Source organism: Pseudomonas luteola NBRC 103146, from assembly GCF_002091675.1.
Taxonomy (GTDB): domain Bacteria; phylum Pseudomonadota; class Gammaproteobacteria; order Pseudomonadales; family Pseudomonadaceae; genus Chryseomonas; species Chryseomonas luteola.
Genome location: NZ_BDAE01000017.1, coordinates 83650 through 108863, shown reverse-complemented (window position 1 = coordinate 108863; position 25214 = coordinate 83650). Strand labels below are relative to the sequence as shown.

General features: G+C 52.3%; 25 protein-coding genes and 1 tRNA gene. 4 read left to right on the top strand and 22 right to left on the bottom strand.

The window, feature by feature from the left end; all coding sequences use genetic code 11:
- Positions 1–307 precede the first annotated feature (307 nt).
- The 13 genes from PLU01S_RS17615 to PLU01S_RS17555 all read right to left on the bottom strand — a co-directional run bounded on the left by PLU01S_RS17615 (position 308) and on the right by PLU01S_RS17555 (position 13716).
- Positions 308–1858: a flagellar hook-associated protein 3 gene (locus tag PLU01S_RS17615; RefSeq protein WP_074827280.1), complete on the bottom strand. Its 1551-nt coding sequence runs from the start codon at positions 1856–1858 to the stop codon at positions 308–310.
- An 11-nt stretch (positions 1859–1869) separates the two neighbouring features.
- Positions 1870–3921: a flagellar hook-associated protein FlgK gene (gene flgK, locus PLU01S_RS17610; protein WP_074827282.1), complete on the bottom strand. Its 2052-nt coding sequence runs from the start codon at positions 3919–3921 to the stop codon at positions 1870–1872.
- A gap of 9 nt (positions 3922–3930) precedes the next feature.
- A complete protein-coding gene (gene flgJ / locus PLU01S_RS17605; protein WP_074827287.1) occupies positions 3931–5157 on the bottom strand; it encodes a flagellar assembly peptidoglycan hydrolase FlgJ in 1227 nt (408 codons plus the stop codon).
- Between the two features lie 13 nt (positions 5158–5170).
- Positions 5171–6271, bottom strand: coding sequence for a flagellar basal body P-ring protein FlgI (locus PLU01S_RS17600; protein WP_010797882.1), 1101 nt, complete (start codon positions 6269–6271; stop codon positions 5171–5173).
- A gap of 11 nt (positions 6272–6282) precedes the next feature.
- Positions 6283–6978, bottom strand: coding sequence for a flagellar basal body L-ring protein FlgH (gene flgH, locus PLU01S_RS17595; RefSeq protein ID WP_010797881.1), 696 nt, complete (start codon positions 6976–6978; stop codon positions 6283–6285).
- Positions 6979–7007: 29 nt separating this feature from the next.
- Entirely contained in the window at positions 7008–7793 is a 786-nt protein-coding gene (flgG, locus tag PLU01S_RS17590; protein WP_010797880.1) for a flagellar basal-body rod protein FlgG, read from the bottom strand.
- Positions 7794–7845: 52 nt separating this feature from the next.
- The gene (flgF, locus tag PLU01S_RS17585) at positions 7846–8583 is read right to left on the bottom strand and encodes a flagellar basal-body rod protein FlgF (RefSeq protein ID WP_010797879.1); all 738 of its coding nucleotides are present in this window, start codon (positions 8581–8583) and stop codon (positions 7846–7848) included.
- 184 nt (positions 8584–8767) lie between these two features.
- Positions 8768–10075, bottom strand: a complete 1308-nt coding sequence (gene flgE / locus PLU01S_RS17580) for a flagellar hook protein FlgE (protein WP_010797878.1) — start codon at positions 10073–10075, stop codon at positions 8768–8770.
- A gap of 27 nt (positions 10076–10102) precedes the next feature.
- Positions 10103–10813: a flagellar hook assembly protein FlgD gene (locus tag PLU01S_RS17575; protein WP_010797877.1), complete on the bottom strand. Its 711-nt coding sequence runs from the start codon at positions 10811–10813 to the stop codon at positions 10103–10105.
- Between the two features lie 13 nt (positions 10814–10826).
- Complete coding sequence (gene flgC / locus PLU01S_RS17570; RefSeq protein WP_010797876.1) at positions 10827–11270, bottom strand: flagellar basal body rod protein FlgC; 444 nt, start codon at positions 11268–11270, stop codon at positions 10827–10829.
- Positions 11271–11272: 2 nt separating this feature from the next.
- Complete coding sequence (gene flgB, locus PLU01S_RS17565; protein ID WP_010797875.1) at positions 11273–11686, bottom strand: flagellar basal body rod protein FlgB; 414 nt, start codon at positions 11684–11686, stop codon at positions 11273–11275.
- A 226-nt stretch (positions 11687–11912) separates the two neighbouring features.
- Complete coding sequence (gene cheR, locus PLU01S_RS17560; protein WP_010797874.1) at positions 11913–12740, bottom strand: protein-glutamate O-methyltransferase CheR; 828 nt, start codon at positions 12738–12740, stop codon at positions 11913–11915.
- Positions 12741–12783: 43 nt separating this feature from the next.
- Positions 12784–13716, bottom strand: a complete 933-nt coding sequence (locus PLU01S_RS17555; RefSeq protein WP_010797873.1) for a chemotaxis protein CheV — start codon at positions 13714–13716, stop codon at positions 12784–12786.
- Between the two features lie 98 nt (positions 13717–13814).
- Between PLU01S_RS17555 and flgA the strand changes: the two genes are divergently transcribed.
- The 4 genes from flgA to PLU01S_RS17535 all read left to right on the top strand — a co-directional run bounded on the left by flgA (position 13815) and on the right by PLU01S_RS17535 (position 16331).
- Positions 13815–14540 carry a flagellar basal body P-ring formation chaperone FlgA gene (gene flgA, locus PLU01S_RS17550; protein ID WP_074827289.1) on the top strand — a complete coding sequence of 242 codons (726 nt, stop codon included), beginning with the start codon at positions 13815–13817 and terminating at the stop codon, positions 14538–14540.
- 146 nt (positions 14541–14686) lie between these two features.
- Positions 14687–15013 (top strand): flagellar biosynthesis anti-sigma factor FlgM, encoded by a 327-nt coding sequence (flgM, locus tag PLU01S_RS17545; protein ID WP_010797871.1) that lies wholly within the window; start codon positions 14687–14689, stop codon positions 15011–15013.
- A 41-nt stretch (positions 15014–15054) separates the two neighbouring features.
- Positions 15055–15522, top strand: a complete 468-nt coding sequence (locus PLU01S_RS17540) for a flagella synthesis protein FlgN (protein ID WP_010797870.1) — start codon at positions 15055–15057, stop codon at positions 15520–15522.
- A gap of 74 nt (positions 15523–15596) precedes the next feature.
- Complete coding sequence (locus PLU01S_RS17535; protein ID WP_074827291.1) at positions 15597–16331, top strand: flagellar brake protein; 735 nt, start codon at positions 15597–15599, stop codon at positions 16329–16331.
- On the opposite strand, the gene PLU01S_RS17530 is transcribed toward PLU01S_RS17535, so the two are convergent.
- From PLU01S_RS17530 to PLU01S_RS17490, 9 genes are all read right to left on the bottom strand, one after another.
- Complete coding sequence (locus PLU01S_RS17530; protein ID WP_074827297.1) at positions 16328–17701, bottom strand: MFS transporter; 1374 nt, start codon at positions 17699–17701, stop codon at positions 16328–16330. The genes PLU01S_RS17535 and PLU01S_RS17530 overlap by 4 nt on opposite strands.
- A 187-nt stretch (positions 17702–17888) precedes the next feature.
- Positions 17889–18701: a glycosyltransferase family 2 protein gene (locus PLU01S_RS17525; protein WP_230382325.1), complete on the bottom strand. Its 813-nt coding sequence runs from the start codon at positions 18699–18701 to the stop codon at positions 17889–17891.
- A 7-nt stretch (positions 18702–18708) separates the two neighbouring features.
- On the bottom strand, positions 18709–19068 hold the full coding sequence (locus tag PLU01S_RS17520) for an EamA family transporter (protein ID WP_010797866.1): 360 nt from the start codon (positions 19066–19068) through the stop codon (positions 18709–18711).
- Complete coding sequence (locus PLU01S_RS17515; RefSeq protein WP_074827299.1) at positions 19065–19904, bottom strand: sugar phosphate isomerase/epimerase family protein; 840 nt, start codon at positions 19902–19904, stop codon at positions 19065–19067. The genes PLU01S_RS17520 and PLU01S_RS17515 overlap by 4 nt, the downstream gene beginning before the upstream one ends.
- Complete coding sequence (locus tag PLU01S_RS17510; RefSeq protein ID WP_074827302.1) at positions 19904–20701, bottom strand: NAD-dependent epimerase/dehydratase family protein; 798 nt, start codon at positions 20699–20701, stop codon at positions 19904–19906. Before PLU01S_RS17510 ends, PLU01S_RS17515 begins: the two co-directional genes overlap by 1 nt.
- Before the next feature lie 5 nt (positions 20702–20706).
- Positions 20707–22356, bottom strand: a complete 1650-nt coding sequence (locus PLU01S_RS17505) for a hypothetical protein (RefSeq protein WP_174588322.1) — start codon at positions 22354–22356, stop codon at positions 20707–20709.
- Complete coding sequence (locus tag PLU01S_RS17500; protein WP_010797862.1) at positions 22337–23443, bottom strand: FAD-dependent oxidoreductase; 1107 nt, start codon at positions 23441–23443, stop codon at positions 22337–22339. The genes PLU01S_RS17505 and PLU01S_RS17500 overlap by 20 nt, the downstream gene beginning before the upstream one ends.
- Positions 23444–23457: 14 nt before the next feature.
- Entirely contained in the window at positions 23458–24483 is a 1026-nt protein-coding gene (locus PLU01S_RS17495; RefSeq protein WP_074827304.1) for a glycosyltransferase, read from the bottom strand.
- A 513-nt stretch (positions 24484–24996) separates the two neighbouring features.
- Positions 24997–25073, bottom strand: a tRNA-Arg gene (locus tag PLU01S_RS17490).
- Positions 25074–25214: the final 141 nt, after the last annotated feature.

The window sequence follows — 25214 nt, the reverse complement described above, 5'->3', positions numbered from 1 at the left end:
CTTGATTGATACCCCGGCCTGGCAACTGCCTCGTACGGCCTGGAGAGCTTACATTCAGGTTATCGGCGCTTACTTAATTTGCTTTAGAAATTTATTTAAGGTTTCCAAGGCTTTAAGTGATACCGACACATCCCAAGCCACGACAAGCAGGGCTTCCTGAGCGGGTTACTTTCTATTTCGGCCTTGAACTCGTTTGCTTTAACGAAAGTTTTTACCTTTTGTCGCCCTCTTTTTCTTACTTCAGCCACTCTGTTTACAGCAATAAAAAAGGCGAGCTCGAAGCTCGCCTTTTTTACTGGCTTAGAACTTACAGCTTGTCGAACAAGCTAAGCTGGCTGACACGCGCAAAGGAAGCTTGCGCCGCCTCCAGCATTGTTTGCTGCAGGATGAGCTTTGAAGAAGCCTCGGCCATGTCCGTGTCACGGATATCGGACTGAGTAGACTTGTTCGTCATGTTCAAGCTTTCGTTCTCCACCGAGAGCGTCTCAATCGTATTAAGGCGCGCGCCAATTGAAGCTTGAGTAGAAAGCACCTGCCCCAGCGCACTATCAATATTACCTACGGCGGCGTTCAGCGACTCACTCAGCTTGAATTTGGCCGCGTTGTCACCCGATACCGGCGCCCTTAGTGCTTTCGACAAGTTAGACAGTGTATCCAGGATACCTTGGGTATTCTGTGACTTAGGCGAAGCACTCAACCGGTCGCCAGCCTGCGCGGTACCACCAACATCAAACTGGACGCCGCCATACGTCAGCGTGTTGCTGTTGAGCGCGCCTGAAGCCAAGGGCTTGTCACCTTCAGAAAGCGGCTGAGCATAGACTTCGTAATCGGTAGTACTGGTGAACTTGATCGTCACTCCGGAAGCTGGAAAAGTCGATGAGTACGCGCCTGCATCTACAATCGTGGCATTGCCAATCTGAGCATTCGACGCATTTTGGCCTGAGACGGTGAACTTGTCTGAGGCGACCGACAGATCGAATGTGTGTCCTTTCAGTTGATCCTCAGCGCTTGGAGCTGCAGACAGCGCGTTAAAGTCAAGAGCAAACTCAACACCCCGGAACGATATGTTGTTCTTGCTTTTGGCAACATCGAACGAGCCGGTCGTCAACGTTTGGCTAGGATCAGCCTTGCTGTAAATTTTGTATTCATTACTGCTGGTCAGCTCGGCTACATAAGGCGCACCGCTGCGATAGCTATTGTCAAAGCTCTGCTCGTTGCTGATTACGCCCTGCCCCATATAGGCCTTCTGGCCGCTGCTGGGTGCATTGGTCAACGTTGTGCCGGTACGGCTGCTGTTGCCTACGTTTTCAAACAGACTCCAGCCACTGTCATTGGACGAAAGCCGCATTGAGCTCGATACCTGAACTTCAAGAGTGCCTTGGTCTCCCGTATAGCTATAGCTTCCGTCAGGATTTTGGGTGAATGGAGCTGACGAACTCTTGGCCCCACCAAACAAGTATTGGCCATTTGCATCCTGGCTATTCATCGAGGTCAAGAGCTGCTGTTGAATCTGGTCAATTTCAGCTGCTACGGACTTTCTGTCGATATCAGAATAGGAGCCATTGCCCGCACCAAGCGCCAACTCACGTGCGCGCTGCAGCATGTTGCCCATGGAAGTCAGTACACTTTCCTCTTGCAGCAAACTATTTTTCGCCGTATCCAGATTGCCTTTGTACTGTCCAAGCTGAGCCTGTTGCTGCTCCAACTGAAGCAGACGAGCAGCGCCAACAGGATCGTCTGCCGGCGTCTGGATACGAACGCCGCTGGAGATCTGCTGTTGAGTTTTAACAATGCTCGAATAGCCGTTCTGATATCCGGCAATATTCGAAGCAAACATTTGTGAAGTAGAGATGCGCATGAATAAAGCCTCTATCGAACTGCGTTGATCAGCGTATCGAACGTGCTGCGAGCAATCGAGATCACCTGCGCAGACGCGTTGTAATACTGTTGAAACTTGACCAGGTTGGCCGCCTCTTCGTCCAGGTTGACGCCTGATACCGAATCACGACTGTCTTTTGCTTGGGTCAGCACAGCGCTCGTTGCCTTGGTGTCGAGCTGGGCTTGACTTGTAATGGCCCCTACTCGCTCAATCAATGAGCTATAAGCACCAGTAATGCTGGTTCCTACACTCCCGCCACTGACGCCCACCGCATTCTTGGCTTGCAGATTCAGCAGTTGCTGAGCGTTGCGGTTGTCAGAGGCGCCGCTCTTGTTGAACGACACGGTGAGACTGTCATCCTTGGATGGAGAGCCGCTCACCGTCATTTCAAACGAGAACGTTTTGGCCGTTCCGTCTGTATTCAGTACCGCATTGCCAGCGTCATCCAGTACAGGAACATTGACAGCAACCTTGTTGTTGTTGCCCGGAACGATAGTACCGGTCCCGATGGATTCACCCTTGGTATTGAATACCGAGTAGCTCTGAGAGCCATTCGCGACGTCACCAAATACAATCTTGACCGGCGTGCCGTTCTTGATACCCGCCTGCATCTGAGCATTGGCGGTAGCATCATTGACATCCAGCTTGGTCGTCAAAGTCGGCTGCGTCACACTGCCAGACCCTTTATTACCGGTTGTAAGCGTGGCGGACAGCGGTGCAGCGAACGCCAGCTGAGAGGCATCCTTGAGCTGCGCGGAGATGTCTGCCGCCCCGGTACGAGTTGGTATGATCGTGAACTTGTCACCCTTTACCGCAGACCCGCTCGCCAGGCTCAGCGAGAAGCCATCAATCACCGGTGCAGGCGAAGCATCCAGGCTGTAAGAGCCCATGGCTTGGCCATCGGAAAGACGGCGCACCGAATATCTATTACCTTCCTGCATCGTGACTTCATAGTCACTAGTGGTCAGCTTGCTGGTGTCCTTGATGTCTACGTTCAGGCTTGCCGTCTTATCGCTGTTGCCAATCTGGGCAAGGCTGCGATGAGAAACGTTGGCGGCGCTGTTAAGATCAGCAAACATCGGCGAACCGAAGTTGCCGTTAAGATCCAGGCCCTGCCCCAACTGGCTATTCACCTGCTCGGTAATTACCATCGCCATGCGGCCCAGCTCATTTCGGGCCGGATCAAGCACGTTGTCACGGTAGTTGAGCAATCCACCCATCTCACCGCCCGTTACTACGGAAGAGACATCTTGGGTTGTATTGGCCTTGGTCAACGTAACGGCATAACGCGCCGGATCGATTTGGCTGGGGCCTGCTGCAAGCGTAGACACGGAGTTGCCGACCACCAGGGGCTGACCTGAGCCGATATACAGGTTGTAGTTGCCGTCCTGGTTGACCACCGTTACGCCGATCATCTCGGAAAGCTGACGTACCGCCTCGTCACGGGCATCCAGCAGGTCGTTGGGCGAAGCGCCGTTGCCTGAGGCCTCGGCTATGGCCTGGTTGTACTGAGCTACGCTACCTGCCAGTTTGTTGGCCTGCGTGGCCATGCTGGCCAACTGCTCGTTAACGTAGTTGTTCTGGTCTACCAGCTGATTGGTTACAGAGTTGAAGCGCTCGCTCAAGCCCTGAGCCTGTGTCAGAAGCAGCTGGCGAGAGGCATTATCCGTAGGACTGGCCGATGCTGTCTGCAGCGCAGCAAAGAACGACTGCATGACCTTGCTAACGCCGGTAGTACCGTCCGACAGCAGTGAGTCGACCTGCTTGACCTGGTTGTAAAACGACTGCGCGGCGCTATTCAGCGCAGTGGTCGTCCTTACCTGGGTACCCAGATAGTCATTATAAATACGGCGCACGTCGGCAATGGTCGTACCGGTACCAATATAGGAGGTACCTTCAAGACGCGCTGCCGTCGTTTTCTGAACAGTCTGCTGACGGGTATACCCTGCGGTATCCGCATTGGTAATGTTATGACCCGTCGTGCTCAAAGCACTCTGGCTGGCTGAAAGCCCCGAAAGTCCGATTGAAATGAGGTTCGACATGATCAGGCCTTATGAACGAATCGTAGTTGAGCTATTCGAGGCAATGTTCTGGTAAGTACCAATGCCTTGAGCAATTTGCGTTACCTTGCGTGCATAGTTCGGGTCAGTGGCGTAGCCGGCTTGCTGGAGTCCTTTCATGAACTTCTCTGAATCGCCTCCGCTGTTAAGCGCCTTCTGATACCGATCGTTGTCCTGCAGAAAGCTCACATAGTCATGGAAGCTGTCTGCGTACGAGCCATATGCACGGAACTTGGCTACCTCTTTAACGGGCTGCCCGTTCACATATTCGGTAGTCAGTGCACGCGCCGAACCACCCTGCCAGCCATGAGCCTTGATGCCGAACAGGTTGTGGCTACTGGAGCCGTCCTGCTGCTGGATGATGGACTTGCCCCAGCCGGTTTCAAGTGCAGCCTGGGCTACCAGGAAACGCGGGTCGACGCCGATCCGCTCAGCCGCTTCCTTCGCCATTGGCAGCATCGTGTTAACGAAGTCCTCACGGCTACTGAAGGATGACTTACTGGCCAGGGGCGGTTGCGCATACCGACGTCCACTAATCTCTTGGGAGGCACCCGTACTCAGACCTTTATCGGCCGAAACGGCCAGAGCTTGAGCAGGCTTCCAATCATTTTTTGACAGTGCAGTGTTAGCCGTGCCGGCAACTTGACTGGTCGGATTTTGTACATCCGGCACAATACCGGCCATGACGCGATCAACCAGCTTTCCAGGCAACGCCAGGCGGCGTTGATTGAGAAACTTAGAGTCATCACGCGCAGGATCTACAGTGGCCAGTTTGTGATCGGAGCGAAGCGTTGAAGGCTGGGCAGCCGCTGAAGCCTCACTTTTCGGCGCCGCCGCTGCCTGCCCTACCTGCGCAAATGGATTCGGACGATGACTGGTCTGACCCGTCTTCGAGAGCTGACGCTCAAGCACAGAGGCTAAGCCAAGGCCACCACCCTCTCGCGAGAGCGACACGGCCATCTGCTGGTCATACATGCTCTGGTATTGCTTGGTCGTTTCGCTCTGAAACGGACTGTCCTTATCGGCCAGCACTTCATTAGCCGAGCGCATGGACTTCATCATCTGGTTCAGGAAGAGCGACTCGAACTCCTGAGCCACTTTCTTGACGTTTTCCTCACTGTCCCGGTTCTTGCCCTTCATCTGGGCAAGGCGGTTCAGGTCGGTGTATGCGCCGGAATCGACGTTACTGCTGTAGGTTCCGCCCAAACGAGAGTCCATGACTACTGCTCCGTTAAATTACAATCAGATCGGCCTGCAAGGCGCCAGCCTGTTTAAGCGCCTCGAGGATCGCCATCAAATCACTGGGTGCTGCGCCAACTTGGTTGACGGCCCGTACAATCTCATCAAGAGTCGTGCCAGGACCAAACCTGAACATCGGCTTGGCTTCCTGCTTGGCCTTGACCGTCGAGTTGGGTACCACTGCTGTCTGGCCGTCCGAGAGCGGATTGGGCTGACTGACAATGGGATCTTCACTGATGGTGACCGTCAGGCTGCCGTGCGTAACAGCTGCAGGCGCAACTTTTACGTTCTGCCCGACGACGATAGTGCCGGTACGCGAGTTGATAATGACCTTGGCAACTGCTTCGCCTGGGCTGACTTCCAGGTTTTCCAGCACAGAGATATAGTCCACGCGCTGGTTGGGATCGAGCGGTGCCGTCACACGAACCGAGCCGCCATCTACTGCCGTTGCCACACCGGGACCCAGCAGGTCGTTGATCTTGTCAACGATATGTTTGGCGGTTGTAAAGTCCGAACGGTTAAGGTTCAGCGTCAGCGAGTTACCTTGATCGAAGCCGCTCGGAACCGGACGCTCGACGGTGGCCCCGCCAGGGATACGCCCTGCTGACGGAACGTTGACAGTGATACGCGAGCCGTCCTTACCTTCTGCGTCAAAACCACCTACAACCAGGTTGCCTTGCGCGACGGCATACACATTACCGTCGATACCTTTTAGCGGAGCCATCAACAGGCTACCGCCACGCAGGCTCTTGGCATTACCGATCGACGAGATGGTAACGTCGATCGTCTGGCCTGGCTTGGCAAACGCTGGCAGGTCCGCATGAATGGATACAGCAGCCACGTTTTTAAGCTGGACGTTTCCGCCGTTGGGGACCTTGATACCGAACTGCGCCATCATGTTATTGAAGGTCTGGACGGTAAACGGTGTCTGAGTCGTCTGGTCACCTGTACCATTCAGGCCTACAACCAGGCCATAACCAATCAACTGGTTGGTCCGCACGCCCTGAATCGTGGCGATGTCCTTGAGGCGTTCTGCCTGGACTGCCGTTGCCGACAGTACCAGTGCGAAAGCAACGCATAGATGTTTCAACATGATTTCACGCCTCAGAACGGAAATAGCGGACTAGTAAAGAAGCGGCTCAACCAACCCGGCTGACTGGCATCGGCAAATGCCCCGGTACCGGAATAGGTAATCCGTGCATCTGCTACCCGAGTGGAAGACACGGTGTTATTAGTGCTGATATCGTCTGCACGAATCAGTCCAGAAATGCGCATCAGCTCATTACCTGTGTTGAGCGTCAGCCATTTTTCACCCCTGACGGCCAATACTCCGTTGGGCATCACATCTGCCACCGTCACGGTCAAAGAACCCGTCAGACTGTTGCCTTGTGCAGCCTTGGCATCACCCTTGTTCTCTCGAGCGCCGTCAAACTGGGCGCCCAGGTTCAGGTTGCCACCCGAAAGCGGGTTGCCAATCTGTGCCTTAGTGCCAAACAGGGAGCTGACCCCAAGATTGGCCGAACTGTCCTTGGAAATATCCGAACTCGCGTTCTTGCTCGCCTGAGTCCTTTCTTCCAGCGTGATGGTAATGATGTCACCCACGCGGAACGCCTTGCGGTCGGTATACAGGTTCTGGTCGAACCCAGGCTGGTAAATGGAGCCATTGTTCTGCGCAGCCGGCATCGGCGTGCGCGGCAGCACCGGCGCGTAATACGGATCGTTTGGCTGAGCAGCAGGTGCTACGCAGCCAACCAGCAATACAGCGCCAAGCGCGGGAACAAGAGCAAGAAGGCGGTTCATACAAACAACGACCTCGCGAATAAAAGCGATTACAGGTTCTGAGTAACGAAGCCAAGCATCTGGTCAGCGGTGGAGATGACCTTGGAGTTCATCTCGTAAGCGCGCTGAGTAGTGATCATGTTCACTAACTCTTCCACGGTGCTTACGTTGGAGTTTTCCAATGTCTGCTGCATGACGGTGCCAAGACCATTCAAGCCAGGGGTACCGTTCTGCGGAGCACCACTGGCAGCGGTTTCCATGAATAGGTTGTTGCCTACAGCCTGCAGGCCGCCCGGGTTGATAAAGTCAGCCGTCTGAAGATTGCCGATCACCTGCGGCGCCGCATTGTTAGCAGTGGTTACCGACACCGTACCGTCTTCGCCCACAGTAAAGGTTCTGGTCTCGGCAGGAACAACAATCGCTGGCTCCAGCGCGAAACCATTGGCGGTAACGACCTGACCATCAGAGTTCAGGTGGAAGGTACCGTCACGGGTATAGGCAATCGTGCCGTCCGGCATGGAAACCTGGAAGAAACCACGACCGTTGATGGCCATGTCCAACGGCTGATCCGTGGTTTGCAGGCTACCTTCGGTAAAGTTTTTCTGGGTACCTACGATACGTACACCAGTACCCAGTTGCAGACCTGACGGCAGCTGGCTGTCCTGAGTGGACTGGGCGCCTGGCTGGCGACGTACCTGATACAGCAAATCCTGGAACTCGGCACGGTCGCGCTTGAAGCCCGTCGTGGAGACGTTGGCCAGGTTGTTGGAAATAGTGGTCAGGTTCATGTCCTGAGCGGACAGACCTGTTTTACTGACCCACAATGCAGACATCATAATTGCGTTCTCCTCAAGCGCCGGCTTTACGGCGTTTCATGCAAACTGGTAATTAGGATTGCAAAACCTTTGCCATCGCAGCCGAGTTGTCTTCAGCCGAACGCATCATCTTGATGTGCAACTCGAACTGACGGGCCAGGGCAAGAACAGAGGTCATTTCTTCAGCAGCATTTACGTTGCTGCTTTCTACGAATCCCGAAGCCACACGGACATTGGCATCCGGCGCTGCAGGCTGGTTGTTCTTGGTGTGGATCAGGCCATCAAGACCTTTTTCCATTTGCTTGGTATCAGGGTTAACCAGCTTGATGCGGTCAACCTCGGCCAGTACGCGAGGACTCTCACCTAGCGCCTGAATACTGATTGTGCCGTCCTGACCGATTTCCACCTTGGCTTGCGGAGGCACCGCAATAGGTCCGCCATTGCCAATGACCGGAAAGCCGCCGCTAGTACGCAGCTGACCCAATGCATCAATCTGAAGACTGGCGGTACGTACATACGCCTCGCTACCATCGGGCGCCTGGACAGCAATCATGCCGTTACCCTCGATAGCGATATCCAGGTTCCGTCCGGTCTCCTGAAGCGAGCCAGGCGTAAAGTCCGTTGCCGGACGCTCGCTCATGGCATAGACGCGTGAAGGATGAGTATCACCAAATACCTGCATCGAGCGTGCTTGCTCAAGATCCTTACGGAATCCTGAAGTGGAAACGTTCGCCAAGTTGTTGGCGTGGGCACGCTGTGCCATTTCATTCTGGCTGGCACCGCTCATAGCGACGTAAAGCAACTTGTCCATAGAATCCTCTAGCGACGGTTTTTTGCAGCGAATTGCTTCGATGCAGGATCTATAGCAAGGCCTGTGCCATATTATTTAAATTAGTTAAGCAGTTGATTTAAAAAGAAAAAGGCCTCGAATGAGGCCTTTTTCTCAGAGCGCCGGAATATTGTTGCCGCTAGCGGCAAACCTATCCTTCCCCTAATTAACGAATCTGAATGATCGTCTGGGAAATAGCGTTCTCAGTTTCGATGGTCTTGGCGTTAGCCTGATAGTTGCGCTGAGCAACGATCAGATCTACCAGCTGCGCCGTCAGATCCACGTTGGAATCCTCCAGTGCGCCGGACTCGATCGTACCAATCACACCTGAACCCGGAGTACCACGAACGGGCTCGCCGGACGCAACAGTCTGGATCCAATTAGTATTACCTACCGGACGCAGGCCCTGCATGTTGGCGAAAGTAGCCAGAACAGTCTGACCAATGTTTTTCGACTGGCCATTGGTGTAGTTGGCGAACAACGTGCCGCTGGCATCTACGGAAAGACCTGACAGCTGACCCGTGGTATAGCCATCCTGGGTTACTTTAGTAACTGCAGAGCTGCTGTTAGTCTGGGTGACTTTGGTGATATCCAGGGTTACACCCGCACCGTTGGCAGCCGCGCCATTGGCACCCCAAACGACCGGATCAGCCTTGCTGTCTTTAACAGCAGCAGGCACCCAGTTGTTCATGGTCAGCACGTTGTTTGCGTCGACCTGGAAGTCATTCGACGCAATTGAGCTCATACGACCGGCAGCGTCAAAATTAACGTTCGCTGAATACGGTGTGGTTGAGGTCGGATCTGCAGGGTTACGACCGTCAACCGTTACATACATGGTCCACTGGTTTGTATCATTCTTGACGAAGTACTGCATCATGTTGTGCTCGTTACCTTGAGTATCGAACACACTGACTGAGGTAGACCAGTTGTAGCTAGAAGCTAGATTAGGATCGAATGTAGTGGACGTCGGTACCGTCGAGCTTGAGTTCAATGTCAGCGTCTGTGCTACGGCAGTCGTGGCTTTAGGCAGCTGGTTGGTCGTATCGACCACAAGGTCAGTCACCGCGCCGGGCACAATATTACCATCGACATCAGCGCGATAGCCCTGGAGACGGTTGCCCGAATTGTCAACGATATAGCCTTCTTTATCCGTGCTGAACGTACCGTTACGAGTATAGGTCTCCGTACCGTTGTTGCTCATGATGTAAAAGCCATTACCGTTAATGGCCATGTCCAGGCTATTGCCGGTCTTGCTGATTGTGCCCTGCGTGAACTGCTGGGAAATATTGGCAGTCAAGACGCCGCTGCCTGTGGTGTTATTGCCTACACCAAACATCGACGTTGCATAGATATCGGCAAATTCGGCACGGGATGCCTTGAAGCCGGTGCTGCCTACGTTGGCAATGTTATTACCGGTAACGTTCAAGTGAGTGCTTGCTGCTTTCAGACCGCTCAGACCAACATTGAATGACATAATTCTTTCCTCTGCCGGACTGCCGGCTTACTGACCAATCATCTGAACTTGCGACAGCGTCACGCTGCCCAGCCCAGCCAGGTTAAGTTGCATTTCACCGCCATCCTGTCCCAGCGTTACGCTATTGACGGTGGCCGGCAGATAAGTAGTCAGGGCTTGCCGCGTTTCATCGATATCGGCAGATGCCTTGAAGCTATAAATTCCCGCATCAACTTTATTACCTTTCGCATCTGTACCATCCCAGATGAAATCGGTAGTGCCTGCCTTGGCTACGCCCAGGTCGATGGTCTTGACCAGCGAACCTGCACTGTCGTACACGCCGACAGTGACATCCTTACCGGCCGCCGGCATGACCAGCGAGCCATTGAAACTTTTCGAGGTGTCCACCATGGACGACCCCGTTTGGGCGATCACGGAGCGTCCCACTAGTGACGACGCCTGCAGCGCTTGCGAAGACTGATAGGTACCTGCGATGCCGTTAACCGCAGAGTTCAGGTTCTGCAGGCTTTCAACACTACTGAACTGCGCCAACTGAGCAACGAACTCACTATTGTCCTGAGGGCTTAGCGGGTTCTGGTTGTTGAGCTGAGTGACCAGCAGCTGCAGAAAGTCATCCTTTCCCAGACTGCCTTTCTTATCGGTAGACGCAGTAGCATCCTTTGACGAAGTGCTCGTAAGACTTGTCAATGCCGATGCTGCAACGCCTGCGTTATTGGTATTCGTATTGATAGTGGACATGCGTGATCTCCGCTTACTGACCTAACGTCAAGACTTTCTGCATCATCTGCTTGGCAGTGTTCATGATGTCAGCGTTGGTCTGAAATGCACGGCTTGCCGAAATCATGTCCGCCATCTCTTCCACGACATTGACGTTCGGGTAGTACACATAACCGTCTTTATCAGCAGCCGGATGATTGGGCTCGTAACGGGCCTCAAGATTGCTTTGGTCTTCAACGATGCCCAGTACCTGCACACCCGTTCCAGCTTCGCCCTGCTCATCGAACAGAGAAGCGCTGCCACCGTTCTGTGCCTGGTTCAACATGGTTGCGAACACAGGGTGACGGGCACGGTAGGTCTCATCCACGCTGGACGAAACGGTCTCGGCGTTAGCAATGTTACTGGCGATGGTATTCAGGCGCGTGGTCTGTGCGCTCATACCTGTACCAGCAATGTTGAATACATTACTCAGGGACATGGTTACTCTCCACGAAGGGCAGACATGAGCCCTTTGAATTTGTTGTTAAGCAACGTGAAGCTGGCCTGGAACTGCACAGAGTTTTCTGCGTAATTGGCTTGCTCTACTTGCTCATCTACAGTGTTCTGATCCAGCGAAGGCTGAGTGGGTATGCGATAGCGCATCGCAGCATCCGCTGACAGATCACCGAAACCTTCAGCCTCGATATGACGAGTGTTGGTCGTATCAAGGTTGAATTTGCTATGCGACGACTTGCTGGCTTGCTCTGCCAGAACGGCCGAGAAATCCAGATCGCGCGCCTTGTATCCAGGCGTGTCGGCGTTAGCAATGTTGTTGCCCAACACTTCGGCGCGTTGAGAACGGAAATTCAACGCCTGCTGATGGATACCCAATGCTTTATCGAAACTGATACTCATGGTCATGAACCTATTGCCAGAAGGGCTATCTCCCTTTAGCAATGCACATGCCAACTATTAAAACCCTTAAATATCAATGGTTTAAAAAAATAAGGCGCGCTACGGCGCCAAAAGCGGCAAGGTTTTTCCGTATTTGAAGGGGCAAGCGGCAAGGATGACGGCAAAACTTTGACAGGAAGGATGGCAAGACAGGAAAAGAAAAGGCCCGACATGTCGGGCCTTTGGCTTATTTCGCTTTGTAAATGATGCCAGGATTACACTGGACCATCTGATAGAGTTCCGGCAGCCCGTTCAAGGCTTCCGACGCCCCCAGGAACAGGTAGCCTCCCGGTTTGAGCGTGCCGTGAATACGCGTCAGGATATCTTTCTTCACATCAGCCGAGAAATAAATCAGCACGTTGCGGCAAAAGACCATGTCGAACTTGCCCAGGCTGGCATAACTGTCCAACAGATTGAGCGCTCTGAATTCAACGCGGCTTTTAATAGCGGGCTTTACTGACCACCGATTCGGCGGAACCACGTCAAAATTACGTTGCAGTCTTTCCTGGGAAAGGCCACGCCCGATTGCCAATGAGTCATACTCACCCGATTTAGCCGCTGTCAAAATTACACCGGATAAGTCTGTTGCTACGATCTGGACACCACTGCGTAGCTGGCCTGGGCTGCTACGCTCAAACTCGTCTATGGTCATCGATAGCGAGTAAGGCTCCTGGCCCGACGAGCAGGCTGCCGACCAGATACGCAGTCGCTGTCCAGGGTTGGCTTTGGTCAACTCTGGCAGCAGGCGATTCTTCAGAACCTCAAACGGATAGGTATCACGAAACCATAGGGTTTCATTGGTCGTCATCGCATCGACGACCTTCTCCTTAAGTCCACTGCGTGGCTGGGTCTGGATACGCTGCACCAGCTCTCCCAACGACTTGATTCCTTCCGCCTCCATCAGTTTGTTGAGGCGACTGGAAACCAGATACTGTTTATTATCACCAAGCAGGATTCCACACGTCTTTTCAAGAAAGACACGGAACTGCATAAAATCTGCATTAACTGCTGACACTTCCGTTCTGCTCCTGAATCAGAAAAGAAGAGCGTTGATCATCTCAGCCTTCATCGGCTGCCTTGATACGCTCAATAACCCGGGATGCAAGATCATCGGGGCGGAATTTAGCGAGGAAATCATTAGCTCCAACCTTCTTAACCATAGCTTGGTTGAATACACCAGACAGCGAGGTATGAAGAAGGATATGGAGGTTGCTCATCCGGGGGTCGTTACGGATTTCTGCCGTCAAAGTATAGCCGTCCATTTCAGGCATCTCGATATCAGAGATCAGCATGAGCAACTCCCGCTCCGGCTTTTCACCATTATCGACCATGTCCTTCAGGAAATTCAGCGCCTGACGTCCGTCATTGAGCGCAGTTACTTCCACTCCAACGGTTCCCAGACAGCGGCTCACCTGCTTACGTGCCACAGACGAGTCATCGACGATCAGCACATGCTTGGTAACGGCTTTTGCCTGAACAACCGTGTCAATAACACCTTCCGAAATGGTTTCGACCGAAGGCGCTACTTCTGAAAGGATTTTTTCCACGTCGATAATTTCAACCAGCTGATTATCGACACGCGTAACAGCCGTCAGGTAATGATCACGACCGGTTCCCTTGGGTGGCGGTTGGATCATATCCCAGTTCATATTGATGATTCGCTCGACGGAGCGCACCAGGAAGCCCTGAACCTTGGTGTTGTATTCTGTAATGATGACGAAGCTGTTCGTCAGATCATCCAGACCACGGCGACCCGTTGCCAGCGCTAGGTCCATGATCGGAAAGGTGCCACCACGAATACTTGCAACGCCACGTACGACAGCACTGGATTTCGGCATCACGGTAAGTTTGGGGCACTGCAGCACTTCCCTTACCTTGAAAACGTTGATTCCATAAAGCTGCGGGCCGTCTAAACGGAACAACAGCAGTTCCAGCCGATTCTGCCCGACCAACTGAGTACGCTGGTTGACTGCATCTAATACGCCAGCCATTTGTGAACTCCTGAAAAGGCCGGCCTATCGGATGACAGAAGACGGCACAGGGATTGCTTAGGTAGGTTCATGAACCGCCGAAGACAGTTTCTCGACGCATGAACAGACGCCACATCTCATTACTGATAACGCTTGTAGGGTTCTGCTCTGCAAACCAGACCTATGCAGCTGCCGAGCTAACCCTGCCTGAAGAACTTATCGGCGCGGCTCAAGGATTTCTTGAGGAGCGCGTTCAGGAATATTTGATCGAGAGTCATGCCGAGGGTCGACATGAGGTTCAGGTGAAAGACTTGGACCCACGTTTACGTCTGGCGGCTTGCGATCGACCGTTAACCGTTGCACAGCAGGGCCTTGAAGCACCGCTAGGCCGTGTTTCGGTACGTGTTCGATGCGAAGGAAGCACCCCTTGGACCGTCTACATTCCCGCGGAGGTTCGCCTGTATCGAAATGTCGTAGTCACTACCCGACCGTTGCTGCGCGATACGATTATAGATCCGCAAAATGTAGCTCTACTGGAGCGAGACGTCGGAAAATTACCTCAAGGTTATCTCACCGATATCGATTTAATAATGGGCCAGAAACTCAAGCGGCAGGTAGTGGCAGATCAGATACTGGCTCCCTCCTTTCTCCAGGCAGCCGAAGTGGTGCGCAAGGGCGATCAGGTTGTCATTAGTGCGGGATCGGGAGGCTTTACTGTAAGAATGCAGGGAGAGGCGTTGATTGATGGAGCCCAGGGAGAACAGATTCGCGTCAAGAATCTGAATTCCAAGCGCGTCATTAAAGCGCGTGTGATTGGCCCGGGAATGGTTGAGGTCGCCATGTAAACCAAACAGCCACCATGGCCTCTAACAGATGGTTTATACTGGTCCATTAGCTTTTTGCCAAACGGAGCACAAAATTTAGCCTAAAGTTTTTTTGGGCTAAGCCGAAAAGCTGGGCATGCGACCGAAACTGTCCGAGGTTCTCCATCATGGTTATTGATTTCAACAGAACGAACAGCACTTCCAGCACCGCCAGCACTAGCCGGACTACTGGACCTGCAGCGACCAATGCAACTAACAAAACCAGTGAAGTTGCCAAGGCAGCTGCCGTATCCCCAACCCAGCCAGCAGGCGAAAATGTAAAGCTGAGCGATGAAGCCCAAACGCTTCAGAAGGCTGTCGAAAAGATTCGCCAAGAGCCGGTGGTTGATAGCGAGCGTGTTAATCGCCTGAAGCAGGCCATTGCTGATGGCAGCTATAAAGTCGATAGCCAGCGCGTAGCTTCCAAACTGCTTGATTTTGAATCCCAGCGCTAAGCGACGCAGCGTTGGAAATATGACGCACGAGTGTAGATCGTATGCACAACGCCAGCTTGCTTGAGCTAACCCTTAGCGATTTGAACATCGCTACAAGGTTGCTGGAACTGATCGAGTTAGAACACGAAGCCCTGGTAAATCGCAAGTTCGATTTGCTTGGCCTGCTGCTGGATGAAAAGCAGCCACTCTTGGTTCAACTGGATCAGCATAATCACTTGCGCTCTGCACAATTGCAGCGCCTGGGGTTACCCTTGAGCCGTGAAGGCCTGTTAGCCTATGCCGAACGCTTCGAGCAGGACGATCAGTTGATCGAGGCGGCAGACCAGCTCACGACCGTTATTGAGCAGTGCAAGGAAGCCAACAACCGGAATGGCCAGATCATCAAGGCCAACCAGTATACTGTGGCCAGCATGCTCGAAATTTTGCAGGGTCCTCCTGTGCCCAGTCTGTACAACAGACGCGGCCATCTGCCCCGCTCGAGTTACCAACGCCCGTTAAGTCAGGTATGAATTGTTGAAACAATGGCTGGGATTAAACGATCCCGGCCATTCTTTATTTATTTGTCAAGAAATGGAGACAGGGCGTGTCCAACGCATTTAATGATGTGCAGGGTCCTCAGCCACCCAAGCTACTCAAGACACCTATTGAGATAGCTGCATACCTAAAACCGTTGGTGGAAACCCGTAGTCCACTCCGCGTAACCTTCCTGGAACGTAACAGACAGTTCCAGAGCTTTCTGATCGACATCAATACTGAACAAGGCTTGATCGCGCTGGATGAACTCATCCCTACCGAAGGAGAACGGCTACTGCTTCAGGGAGAGCGTTTTCGCATCGACAGCTCCCATGAAGGCGTGCAAATCACTTGGGAATACGACGTTCCAGGCAATTTGAGCGAGCTGGACGACAGCCGCTGCTACTGGTTTCCACTCCCGAAGGAAGTAAGCTATCACCAGCGTCGAAATGCTTTTCGGGTCCGCCTTCAGCTTAATCGCCAGCCAACAGCCGAGCTCTCAGACCTTCCCAGTAAAAAATTCCTGAAAGGTTCGCTCTTGGACATTTCGGCGACCGGCTGCAAGATCCGTATCGCCAAGAATGCAACGTCCATGGTGTCTCCTGGTGAGCTACTGGAAAAATTCTCCGTAGCCCTCCCTGGCAGCGCCTTTAGCTCAACAGTAGAAGTCCGCCACGTTTCTTATAACGAAAAACTAGATTGTACCGAGGTAGGCCTGCGCTTCTATCGCATGTCGGGCCTAACTCAACGTCAGGTCGAACGCTTCGTCTATCAACTTCAACGCGAAACACGGCGGATAGACTAACGCTTGGGCTCATCCTCAGGTATAGGATTGCTCTCTTCAGCCATAGTCTCCACTGCAGATGAGGAAGTATCTTCATCTGCAGCCTCCGCTGGAGTTGCCACTGCCTCTGCATTCTGCATCTGATCATGGACTACCTGCTCATCTACTCGCGGGTCCAGTGCCGCAACCAAAGGTGAGCTGGCCAGGCTATCCGGCATAGGCACGTGTTGCAGCGGGGCCTCGTCGACACGGTGTAAGCCTTTTACATCCTGCGGCCTGATACGCCACACCAGAATCAATCCGCACACACCGATGGACGCGTACAACATGTTGGCGCCGAACCAATTCATCAAGGCACCTACCAATAGCGGACCGATACAGGCTCCCACGCCAAAGGTGGCCAGGAGCATGGCGGTAAGGGATACCCGTCGCTCCCCTTCCACATGGTCATTGGAAAGCGCAACGGCTAGAGGATAAAGCACAAAAAGCAACATGCTGACTGCAAAGCCAAGAGCAAGCAGCAGTAATAAGGGGACCTTGGGCAATAACGCCAGCGGTAGTGCAGCCACCACCAGAACAAGCGCAACCTTATTGATCAGCCAACTACGATCATGGCGGTCGGAAAGCCAACCAATAGGCCATTGAGCCAGCAGCCCTGCGAAAATACAAACCCCCATGAATAAACCGACTCGCTCGGTTGGCAGCCCTTGGGCCGCGGCGTAAACAGGCGCAAGACCATAAAACGAACCGATAGCGAGGCCACTCACTACAGTTGTTGTTAACGATTGAGGGATTCGTTTGAAGAAAAATCCAGGATCAAGAGGAGCCGGACTCATCGGGGCCGGGTGGATCTTTGCAGTGATCGCAACAGGCACCAGACAGAGCGCAAAACAGAGCGCAACCAGCATAAGCTTTTCGCTACCGAGCTCAGGCCAGGCAATCAGGACACCTTGCCCTAGCACCAGACCAAAGTAGGAAGCCGTCATATACCCCGAGAATACCTTGCCTCTCTGGTTGGGCTCAGCTTGTTCATTCAACCAGCTTTCCAACACCATGTACTGGCACATCATGCCCATCCCTACCAGCATACGCAGCAGCAGCCACACGGGCAGAAAGGGCAATATTCCGGTTCCCAGAACTGCAGCAGTTACGATTCCCGCACAAGCAACGTAAGCCCTTATATGCCCTACACGCGCAATAAGCCGATGCCCTACCTTACCTCCCAACACCAGACCCAGGTATTGAGCACCTGTCAATGCACCGATCCAGGCTCCTGGAACTTCCTCGGACGCAAGCCTTAGTGCCATATAGGTGCTAAGCAGACCTGAGCCGATCAGCATGAGCAACGTAGCAGCATAAAGCGCTCGGAAGGCAGATAACGTACGTCCCATTACAGCTCCTTACGAAGGCAGCACAATGCGCTTCGAAGACAGATTCTTATGCGTTTGATACGAAGGCCTGTTGCCTTGACGTTGATGTACCCCTTCGATGGGCAGCAAGCCCAAGAGTTCGGTCGAGTCAGGAGGGATTTTTAGCCGAAACAAACACGGCGGCCTAAGCCGCCGTGTTTATAGTCCCTCAAGGGTTGTACTGTCCCGTACACGCCTTGAAGAGAACTTGAAGAACAGAGAGATTTCCTCTCACGCTACTGATCTTGGTGGGCACTTCACCTTTAGGGTAGCGGCGGATGGTAGGCAGCTCTACACAACGATAACCCAGCTTGGGCACTCGATAGGACAGGTAAGCCAACAGCTCATAGGTCATGAACACATCACGGAATGGAGCGACACGCGGATCCAACAGCATTTTGCGACTATAGGCCCGGAACCCCTGGGTCGTATCGGTCCAGTGAAAGCCTGATGCCATGCTCAGCATAGGCGCATGAATGAAGCGAATAGCGAAATCACGGGACTTTGGCGTGTTTTCAGCAACACCGCCTTGCAGGAAGCGCGACGCCTGCACGAAGTCTGCCCCCTCCTCCAACGCCTTGATGAACCGCGGGATAGCCTCAGGATCATCCTTGTCGTTCCCGTCAATCGTCACGATGCCCTCGTAGCCCTGCTCTAATGCAAAGGCGTAGGCACAACGCAACTGAGCACTTAGCTTACCAGGTCCCTTTTTGAGCAACAGGCCTCTAACACCCTTGGACTTGAGGCGCTCCAGCTCCAATGAGCCGTCTGTGCTGCCGCCATCGATAATGATTACATCCGACGCTTGATCAACGTTCAGATCCTTCATCCGAGTCAGCAAACTGACAATACGGCTTCCTTCATTGATAACGGGAATGATGATGCATGTGGCGTGCTGCTTGCCCAACCACATCGTTTTTTCATACGCAGGCACTTGCCAGGAAGTGCGTATGTGTTCGGAAATATCTGCTGTCATAGTCATGTCTACATTATGAGCTTACACGGGCCGTAATCAGCGCAACACCGGCGATTACCATGATGATCCCGGTAATGGTCGTCCATGGGAAAGGTTCTTTGAATATCGCTGCCGACATGATCGCCACGGTTGCTATGGCACCAGCGGTCAAAACGGGATGCGCCACATTCAGCGGCAAACGTGCAAGCGCAGCGGCATACAGCAGAAACGCCAATCCATAAAGAAAAAGCCCAAGCCAGAATGGCCAGTTGCTTAACGCTCCCATAGGATCGGAAAGACTTGGAAACTTTCTTGGTGGCATCATGGCCATCTTTACAAGGACACTGGCAGATGCATTGGACAGGATGCCCAGTATGAGGATCATCCACTTCATGCCATTACCCCTGCTTGCACACCATCTCGATAGAGCCGTGTAGCAACGCCCAGTGCTCTTTCGATAGATGCCATGTTCGATTCTTCCTTGGCAGGGAGCATCTCGATAGTCACGACATGATCGGGAAGGTGTTGTGCCAATGCTTGGGCAACCTGCGCATGCTTCGAACCGCCATCACCCAACGTAATCAGATTGGGTTCACTGGCATGTACATGCCCAATGAAAGGTGCAAAGCGGGCAATGATCTCTTCAGGATTTTCGTCATTGATCGCCAAGGCGCCGGTATCGAGTTGCATCCGGATAGAGTCATGATCAACTGCCTCAACTACACGAGCAGTCTCTACACTATTGACCATGAAGTTAGCCCCATAACAGGTGGGATTTGGCTCCAGGCATATCAGCACACCATGACGAGCAGCAATATCACCCAAGCGGCGGAAGAAAGGGATAGCTACGCTATCTACCTGTTCCTCCGCAATTGCAGAGCGATCACGGTTCTTGGGAGAGCCAAATACCAAACGCGTAGAGCCCAGGCCTGCCGCAATACGGCAGACGGCATCCAAGTGATCCAGCATTGCCTGCTGTGACTCAGCGGAGCCAAAAACATTTAATCCAGTAGTTCCGAATAACAGGGACTGCATACCTGTTAGCGAAACACCACGGGACTGCCACCACTGCTTGACCGCCCGGATCTCTGCATCAGTCGCATCCTTGGGCTGCGGAAAGTATTTACCGGGCGCTATATCGACTGCATCTACATCGTAACGGGAAAGCAGCTGCGCTACTTCTTCGTCATTGGAAACATCCCAAGCGATGTTGGAAATGGCGACTCGCATCAATGAGCCTCCGAAGCAGTCTTCGCTTTCAACGGCTCGGACTGTGCATATGCCCTTACTGCCTGAAGCGTCTCACGCTTGCTGTACTGATAGCCGGCACCACCGCCAAACTCCTCAGCATGGAGGGATTGGAAATCATACGAAGCTGGAGTGTTGCTTAATTCATTAGTGAACTCGAAGCCAAAGCCATAGCGAGCGATATCAGCGACGCTGACAGGCTCCGAAGTAAAATGCACCAGTTTGAGATTAGCCTTCAGGGCAGTCTGGATGTCGTACCAGAGATTGACCATGGGATAGAACTGGAATACCCCACGGCTATCGATGACCGAGAGATTATTATCGTTCAGGAAGTCAAAAATAACGTTCTTGCGAAGTCCTGGTCCGACTAGACCTGGCAAACGAACAATCAGGTAATTGGGGAAATGACTTTCTACGAATTTCTCAAGGCGTCTGCGATTCAAGCCATACGCATGCAGGCCCTCTTCAACAACAGGCGTTTCTTCATTGACTCCAACGGGCGAGCCGAATACATCAACAGTACTGATAAGAACAAATGTCTCGCATTTAACCTGCTTCAAGTGTTCGATCAAACCGTCGATTTTCTCTCGGTCAGCCTCGGGGTTCTTATTCGCAATCCATTTCTGAGCGGGGGCACCGGCGCATACAAGCGTGTGATAAGCCTTTTCGCCTACCTCAGAGATGTTGGTCGAGCGAAACTGGCCCTCAAAGTCTTTTTGCTTGAGCAATGTCGAACCGACAAAGCCGCTATATCCTATAAGCGCGTCTGGCAAACTCATTCCTATCACCCCTGAGTATTTTTAAAACGAAGACAATATTCCGACTCGCACTTTTCGTACGGATACCTTTCATCCAGATACTTTTTGAGTTCAGGAAATTTGTCGTGCATTGATATGTCGTTGATATTGAACGACCAGAACGTTGTGGAGTAGACCACGACAGAGGGGTCTGACTTTTTCAGATCCGAAATCATGTCTTGCTCATACACGCGCGTGGCATACACCGGATAAATGTATTTCGTACACGCGGGCAAACCTGTCACGCCATTGATAATTCCGTTATTGGAAAGATCAAACACACACTGCGATCCTGACCCCTTGATCTGGCTGGCCGCCCAACGCGCACCGTCAGAGGCCAACAGAGAGTTCTCAGGGGGCGACGCCATATTGGGTAGCCACTTGTAGCCGTTTACAAGAACATTGGGGACTGGCGATTTGTAAAGTGTAAAGGCAGCCAGCAACCCCGAGAGACCTACCAGGGCTACATACCCCAAGGGCTTGCGGTTGCTGTTAATGAGTACCAAACCCAGCAGAACTGCAAAAAAGGGCATCGGGTTCTTACCAATCAGCCCTAGAAGCAGCATAGACCCAACCACCGCCACGGCTACGGGCTTTTTCAGCAGCACAAATTCCTGCTTTCGGCCCGTCTTACGCAGCTGGTCATAAGCGAAGAGGAAACTGAGCAAAGGCGCCCACATACCCATCGGAACATGGATGAAATCTGCACGGTTGGTCGCGATCTTGTACAAAACCAACATCAGGACAGCCAGCATTCCAGCAATGGCAAACGCAGAGCCGAAATGGAACGGCTTAGGCAGCGCTTTGAACAGTGCATAATAAGCCAGCACTGTCGGTACGGTCAGTAGCGCGCTCTGAATGATGAAGCGTGGACTGTGATACGTCCATTGCGAGGATGTACTGAGTAGAAAGTCGAAGTTCCGTAGATAATCGCTAAGGGAAAACACCTCAGTCATCAGGGACAGTACAAGAAACGTCCCAACAAAGATGGCCATGGCATAGATGAAACGGCGATCGTAAAAGCTGGCCAGAAGCACGCCCAACCCTATCGCCCCAAACCCGGTAATGCCCCGGTCATAAGACCAAAACATGTTGAATGCTGCAGCAATACCCAAGAGAGTCGCTTTAACAAAAAAATCGGAGGAGCGATTGGCTCGCAAACACAGCAGGAATAAATAGATCGAAAGCAGCAAGCACAGGTCACGGTAACCAACCAGTTGGCTGGCTACCACCGCCACTGCAACGAGTGTCAGCAACTCATATCTAGCGCCACGCTCAATGAATAAAGACGCTATCAAGTAAAACAGCCAAGCCGCACCTAGGTTGCACAGCGCGTAGGCAACCTGGGTATAGAGAAAGTTATTATCCGGCCCGCTGAAATGAGTGGCGATCCAGGCAGGCAAAAAGTCGAGCGCACCATGAATGGTGAAGGCATGCTCACCTACCCGACCATGCAGCATACTGGGCAAAGTGGCAAAGTATTCTCCCTGGTGAAAGGGATCGACAATATTGCCGGGGCCTAGCGTAAAAAAACTGACGAAAGCAAATGCGAATAGCGCAACGACTCCGAGCCAACGGACTGACCGAGCTGGAGTGACATCCGCGAAATTGGTTGCATCAGTGGATGGGTTCGGCATCTAGCTTCTCCAGAACATCAAAAATGTTATCGATTTTTCCGCCTAGAACCGAGTAACAATTGGGCAGTTGAGCGTGTTGCTCAAAAAGGATGGGACGACCGTCATCCCCTTCGTTCTTAACGAGAATGGTCTTGACTTCAAAAAGCGAGTCCCTGTACTGAACATTGGCAACAGGCGCCATGTAGCGTGCTACATCTCGAATCATGCGATCAACGCGTGTGTCACGATGGTAATGCTCAAGGCGATGATAGGGATCGAGATCCGGTGAATCGTTCCACTGCATATGCGGCGTGTATCGCACATGGGATAGCGTATGCAGCCCTCTCGCAGGGAAAGGCATCATGGAAAAGAAAGGCCCATCCATCACCGTAACACCTAGGCCTTTAAGCGCATCCGGCATCTCAACCAAGGCCATTTCTGTTAACTCATGCTTCAACTTGGTTTGAGTACCCGGAAAGTCGCCAGAAAACTGATTCAGGCCACTATAGGTGCAGTTAAAAATGAACCGCGTGGAGCGCTCTACCGATTTTCCATCCTGCTCATAAGTGACCGAAAGCGTGTCACTGCCCTGCCGATGAATAGATTTCACCCTGGTATTAAGTAATACCTCGACTCCAACTTCATCGAGTTCGCGCCTCGCCTCCCCTGCCAATTCTCTAGAATTGAACGCGTACTCTTCCGTTAGATAAACAGCCTCAATAAGCCGTGGCTCAAAGAGCTTTTCCATTGACGCAGGTACAGGCTCAAGCTTTGCACCAATTTCATGGCAAAACCGCTCGAACTGCTTGGCAGTAACTTTCGAGTTATTACGGGCTATGGCGTAGAGCTTTGTGAAGTTTGTGACTACAGCGTCAGGATAATCTTTTATAAAGCGGGGTAAGTTGACGCGACTTCTGAAGGCAGTCGTGAAACTACGCGGATAATGATAGCCGTTATGCACACGGGCCTGATTGTTATAAGACGCACGATTGAGCAGAGTCGCCTCTCGCTCAATCAACGTCACAGCCTTGAAACCTCGTACTTTCATCAAATACAAGGCAATCATGGAACCGTAGAAACCGCCACCAATGACAATAGCATCCTGCATGATGTATGTATGCCTTAAGCCATATTAGAGGCAGCAGCAGTCACGGTAGACGGCTGTGGGTCACTGACGACCTCAATGTTGAGTTTCTCGCGTCGCGTCATGATGGCGCTCGTAAACTCCTGAGCAACATGGTATGCCGGCCCTTCATTGGTACGGGTAGCCACTTGCAGGATGTATTCGCCCAATACCAGCAGCACGAGGGACAAAAGAAAGAACATGCCTGACTGCTGCAGGGATAGCGTTACCCAACCTGGCGCAACATCCGACTTGAGAAGTCCAACCGCGATGACGTATGCCGAGTAGATAAGGTTCGCTGCAGCACCAAACATGCAAAGCATGTTGACCAGTCGCATAGGGGCACGCGTTGTAGAGATCAGAAGACGGATTCCCCGCTCGATACTGTCTCCCAGACGCTTGTTCTGAGGCGCTTTGGGCGTAGAGCTATAGGTCAACTTTGTCTGAGCAAAGCCCGCTGTTGCCGGCAAATGACGATAGGTCAAAGCAGGAACAGGGTGTTGCAGAATAAAATTAACTACGCGCTTGCTCAACAGGCGATACTGAGGGGCATCGTTTGCAAGGTCGATGCCGCCTAGACGCTTGTACAAAGAGTTAAAGCTGGAGAAGCAGGCTTTGTAGGCTAATGTACGCTTGGGCTTTTGGGAATTGGCCGCAAATACAACGTCACTTCCCTCCGCTGCTTTTTCCAGCATTGCAGGCAAGAACCCGACATCGTCCGTCAGTGGATCAATGACGGCTACATAATCGCCAAGTGCATTTTCCAAACCCACCCAGCATGCCGTATCCGTATCGACCTCTTTGGTCAGAGCATACACCTGAAGATTCGGCAGCCCCCTTTCACCAGTCAACTCCTTGAGCATGGCTACACTGCCATCGGTAGAGGCGTTATCAACAATAATCAGTTCGTAGTCACTTACTAGTGAGGCAATAACGCTTGCCGCATTAGTCAACGATTCCGCAAGCTCCCTAGATTGATTACGGACAACAAAAACGATTGATAACAGGACGGGATAATAAGACATTCACGCTTCCTCTCAGAGAGCCCAAGTGGGTTGATCCATATTACAGCAAAGCTGTCTAGATAAACTTTAATATTGCGGCTTCATTAAGAATGGGCGCGACATAACGAACAAACCATCACAGCCAACTCAATTGGCCGTGCCTGTAAAACAAGTTCATTGCTGGGCTCTGCTTGTTCGAATCGTTATCGAGGCCAACACGCTCAGCCCAATGAGCACCGGAATAACATAACTATAGTTAAGGAATCTTGTTAATCCCTTAATACTAGCGCCAGCGATAGATTCTCATGCCCACCAAAGGTTCCCCTTCAGCCTGCCAACCCCATCACATATTTATATATCAGTTATAGGACGACTAACTATTAATATCACTTTACGGTAGAAGTCATACTAATAGTTGCCATAAAAATGAAAGGACAACCGTTAACGCACAATAATATAAAAGACCATAAAGTCCAGTTTATGCGCTAGTCAAGGATGTGAAGAGTAGAAGTGCGTGAGGTATTGCAAGTTTTATGGTGTCCCAGGCGAGGTTCGAACTCACAACCTTCCCCTTAGGAGGGGGATGCTCTATCCAATTGAGCTACTGGGACCAAATGACGTCGTGCGAGAGCAGAATGTTAACGACAAGAGCGCGCTTTGTCATGCGTTATGTAAAACCTAGCGTTAAAGACCGCTATTCCCAGAAATCATTGCTAAGCTTCTCATTAGCATTGATTTAGAGAGAAGCCACT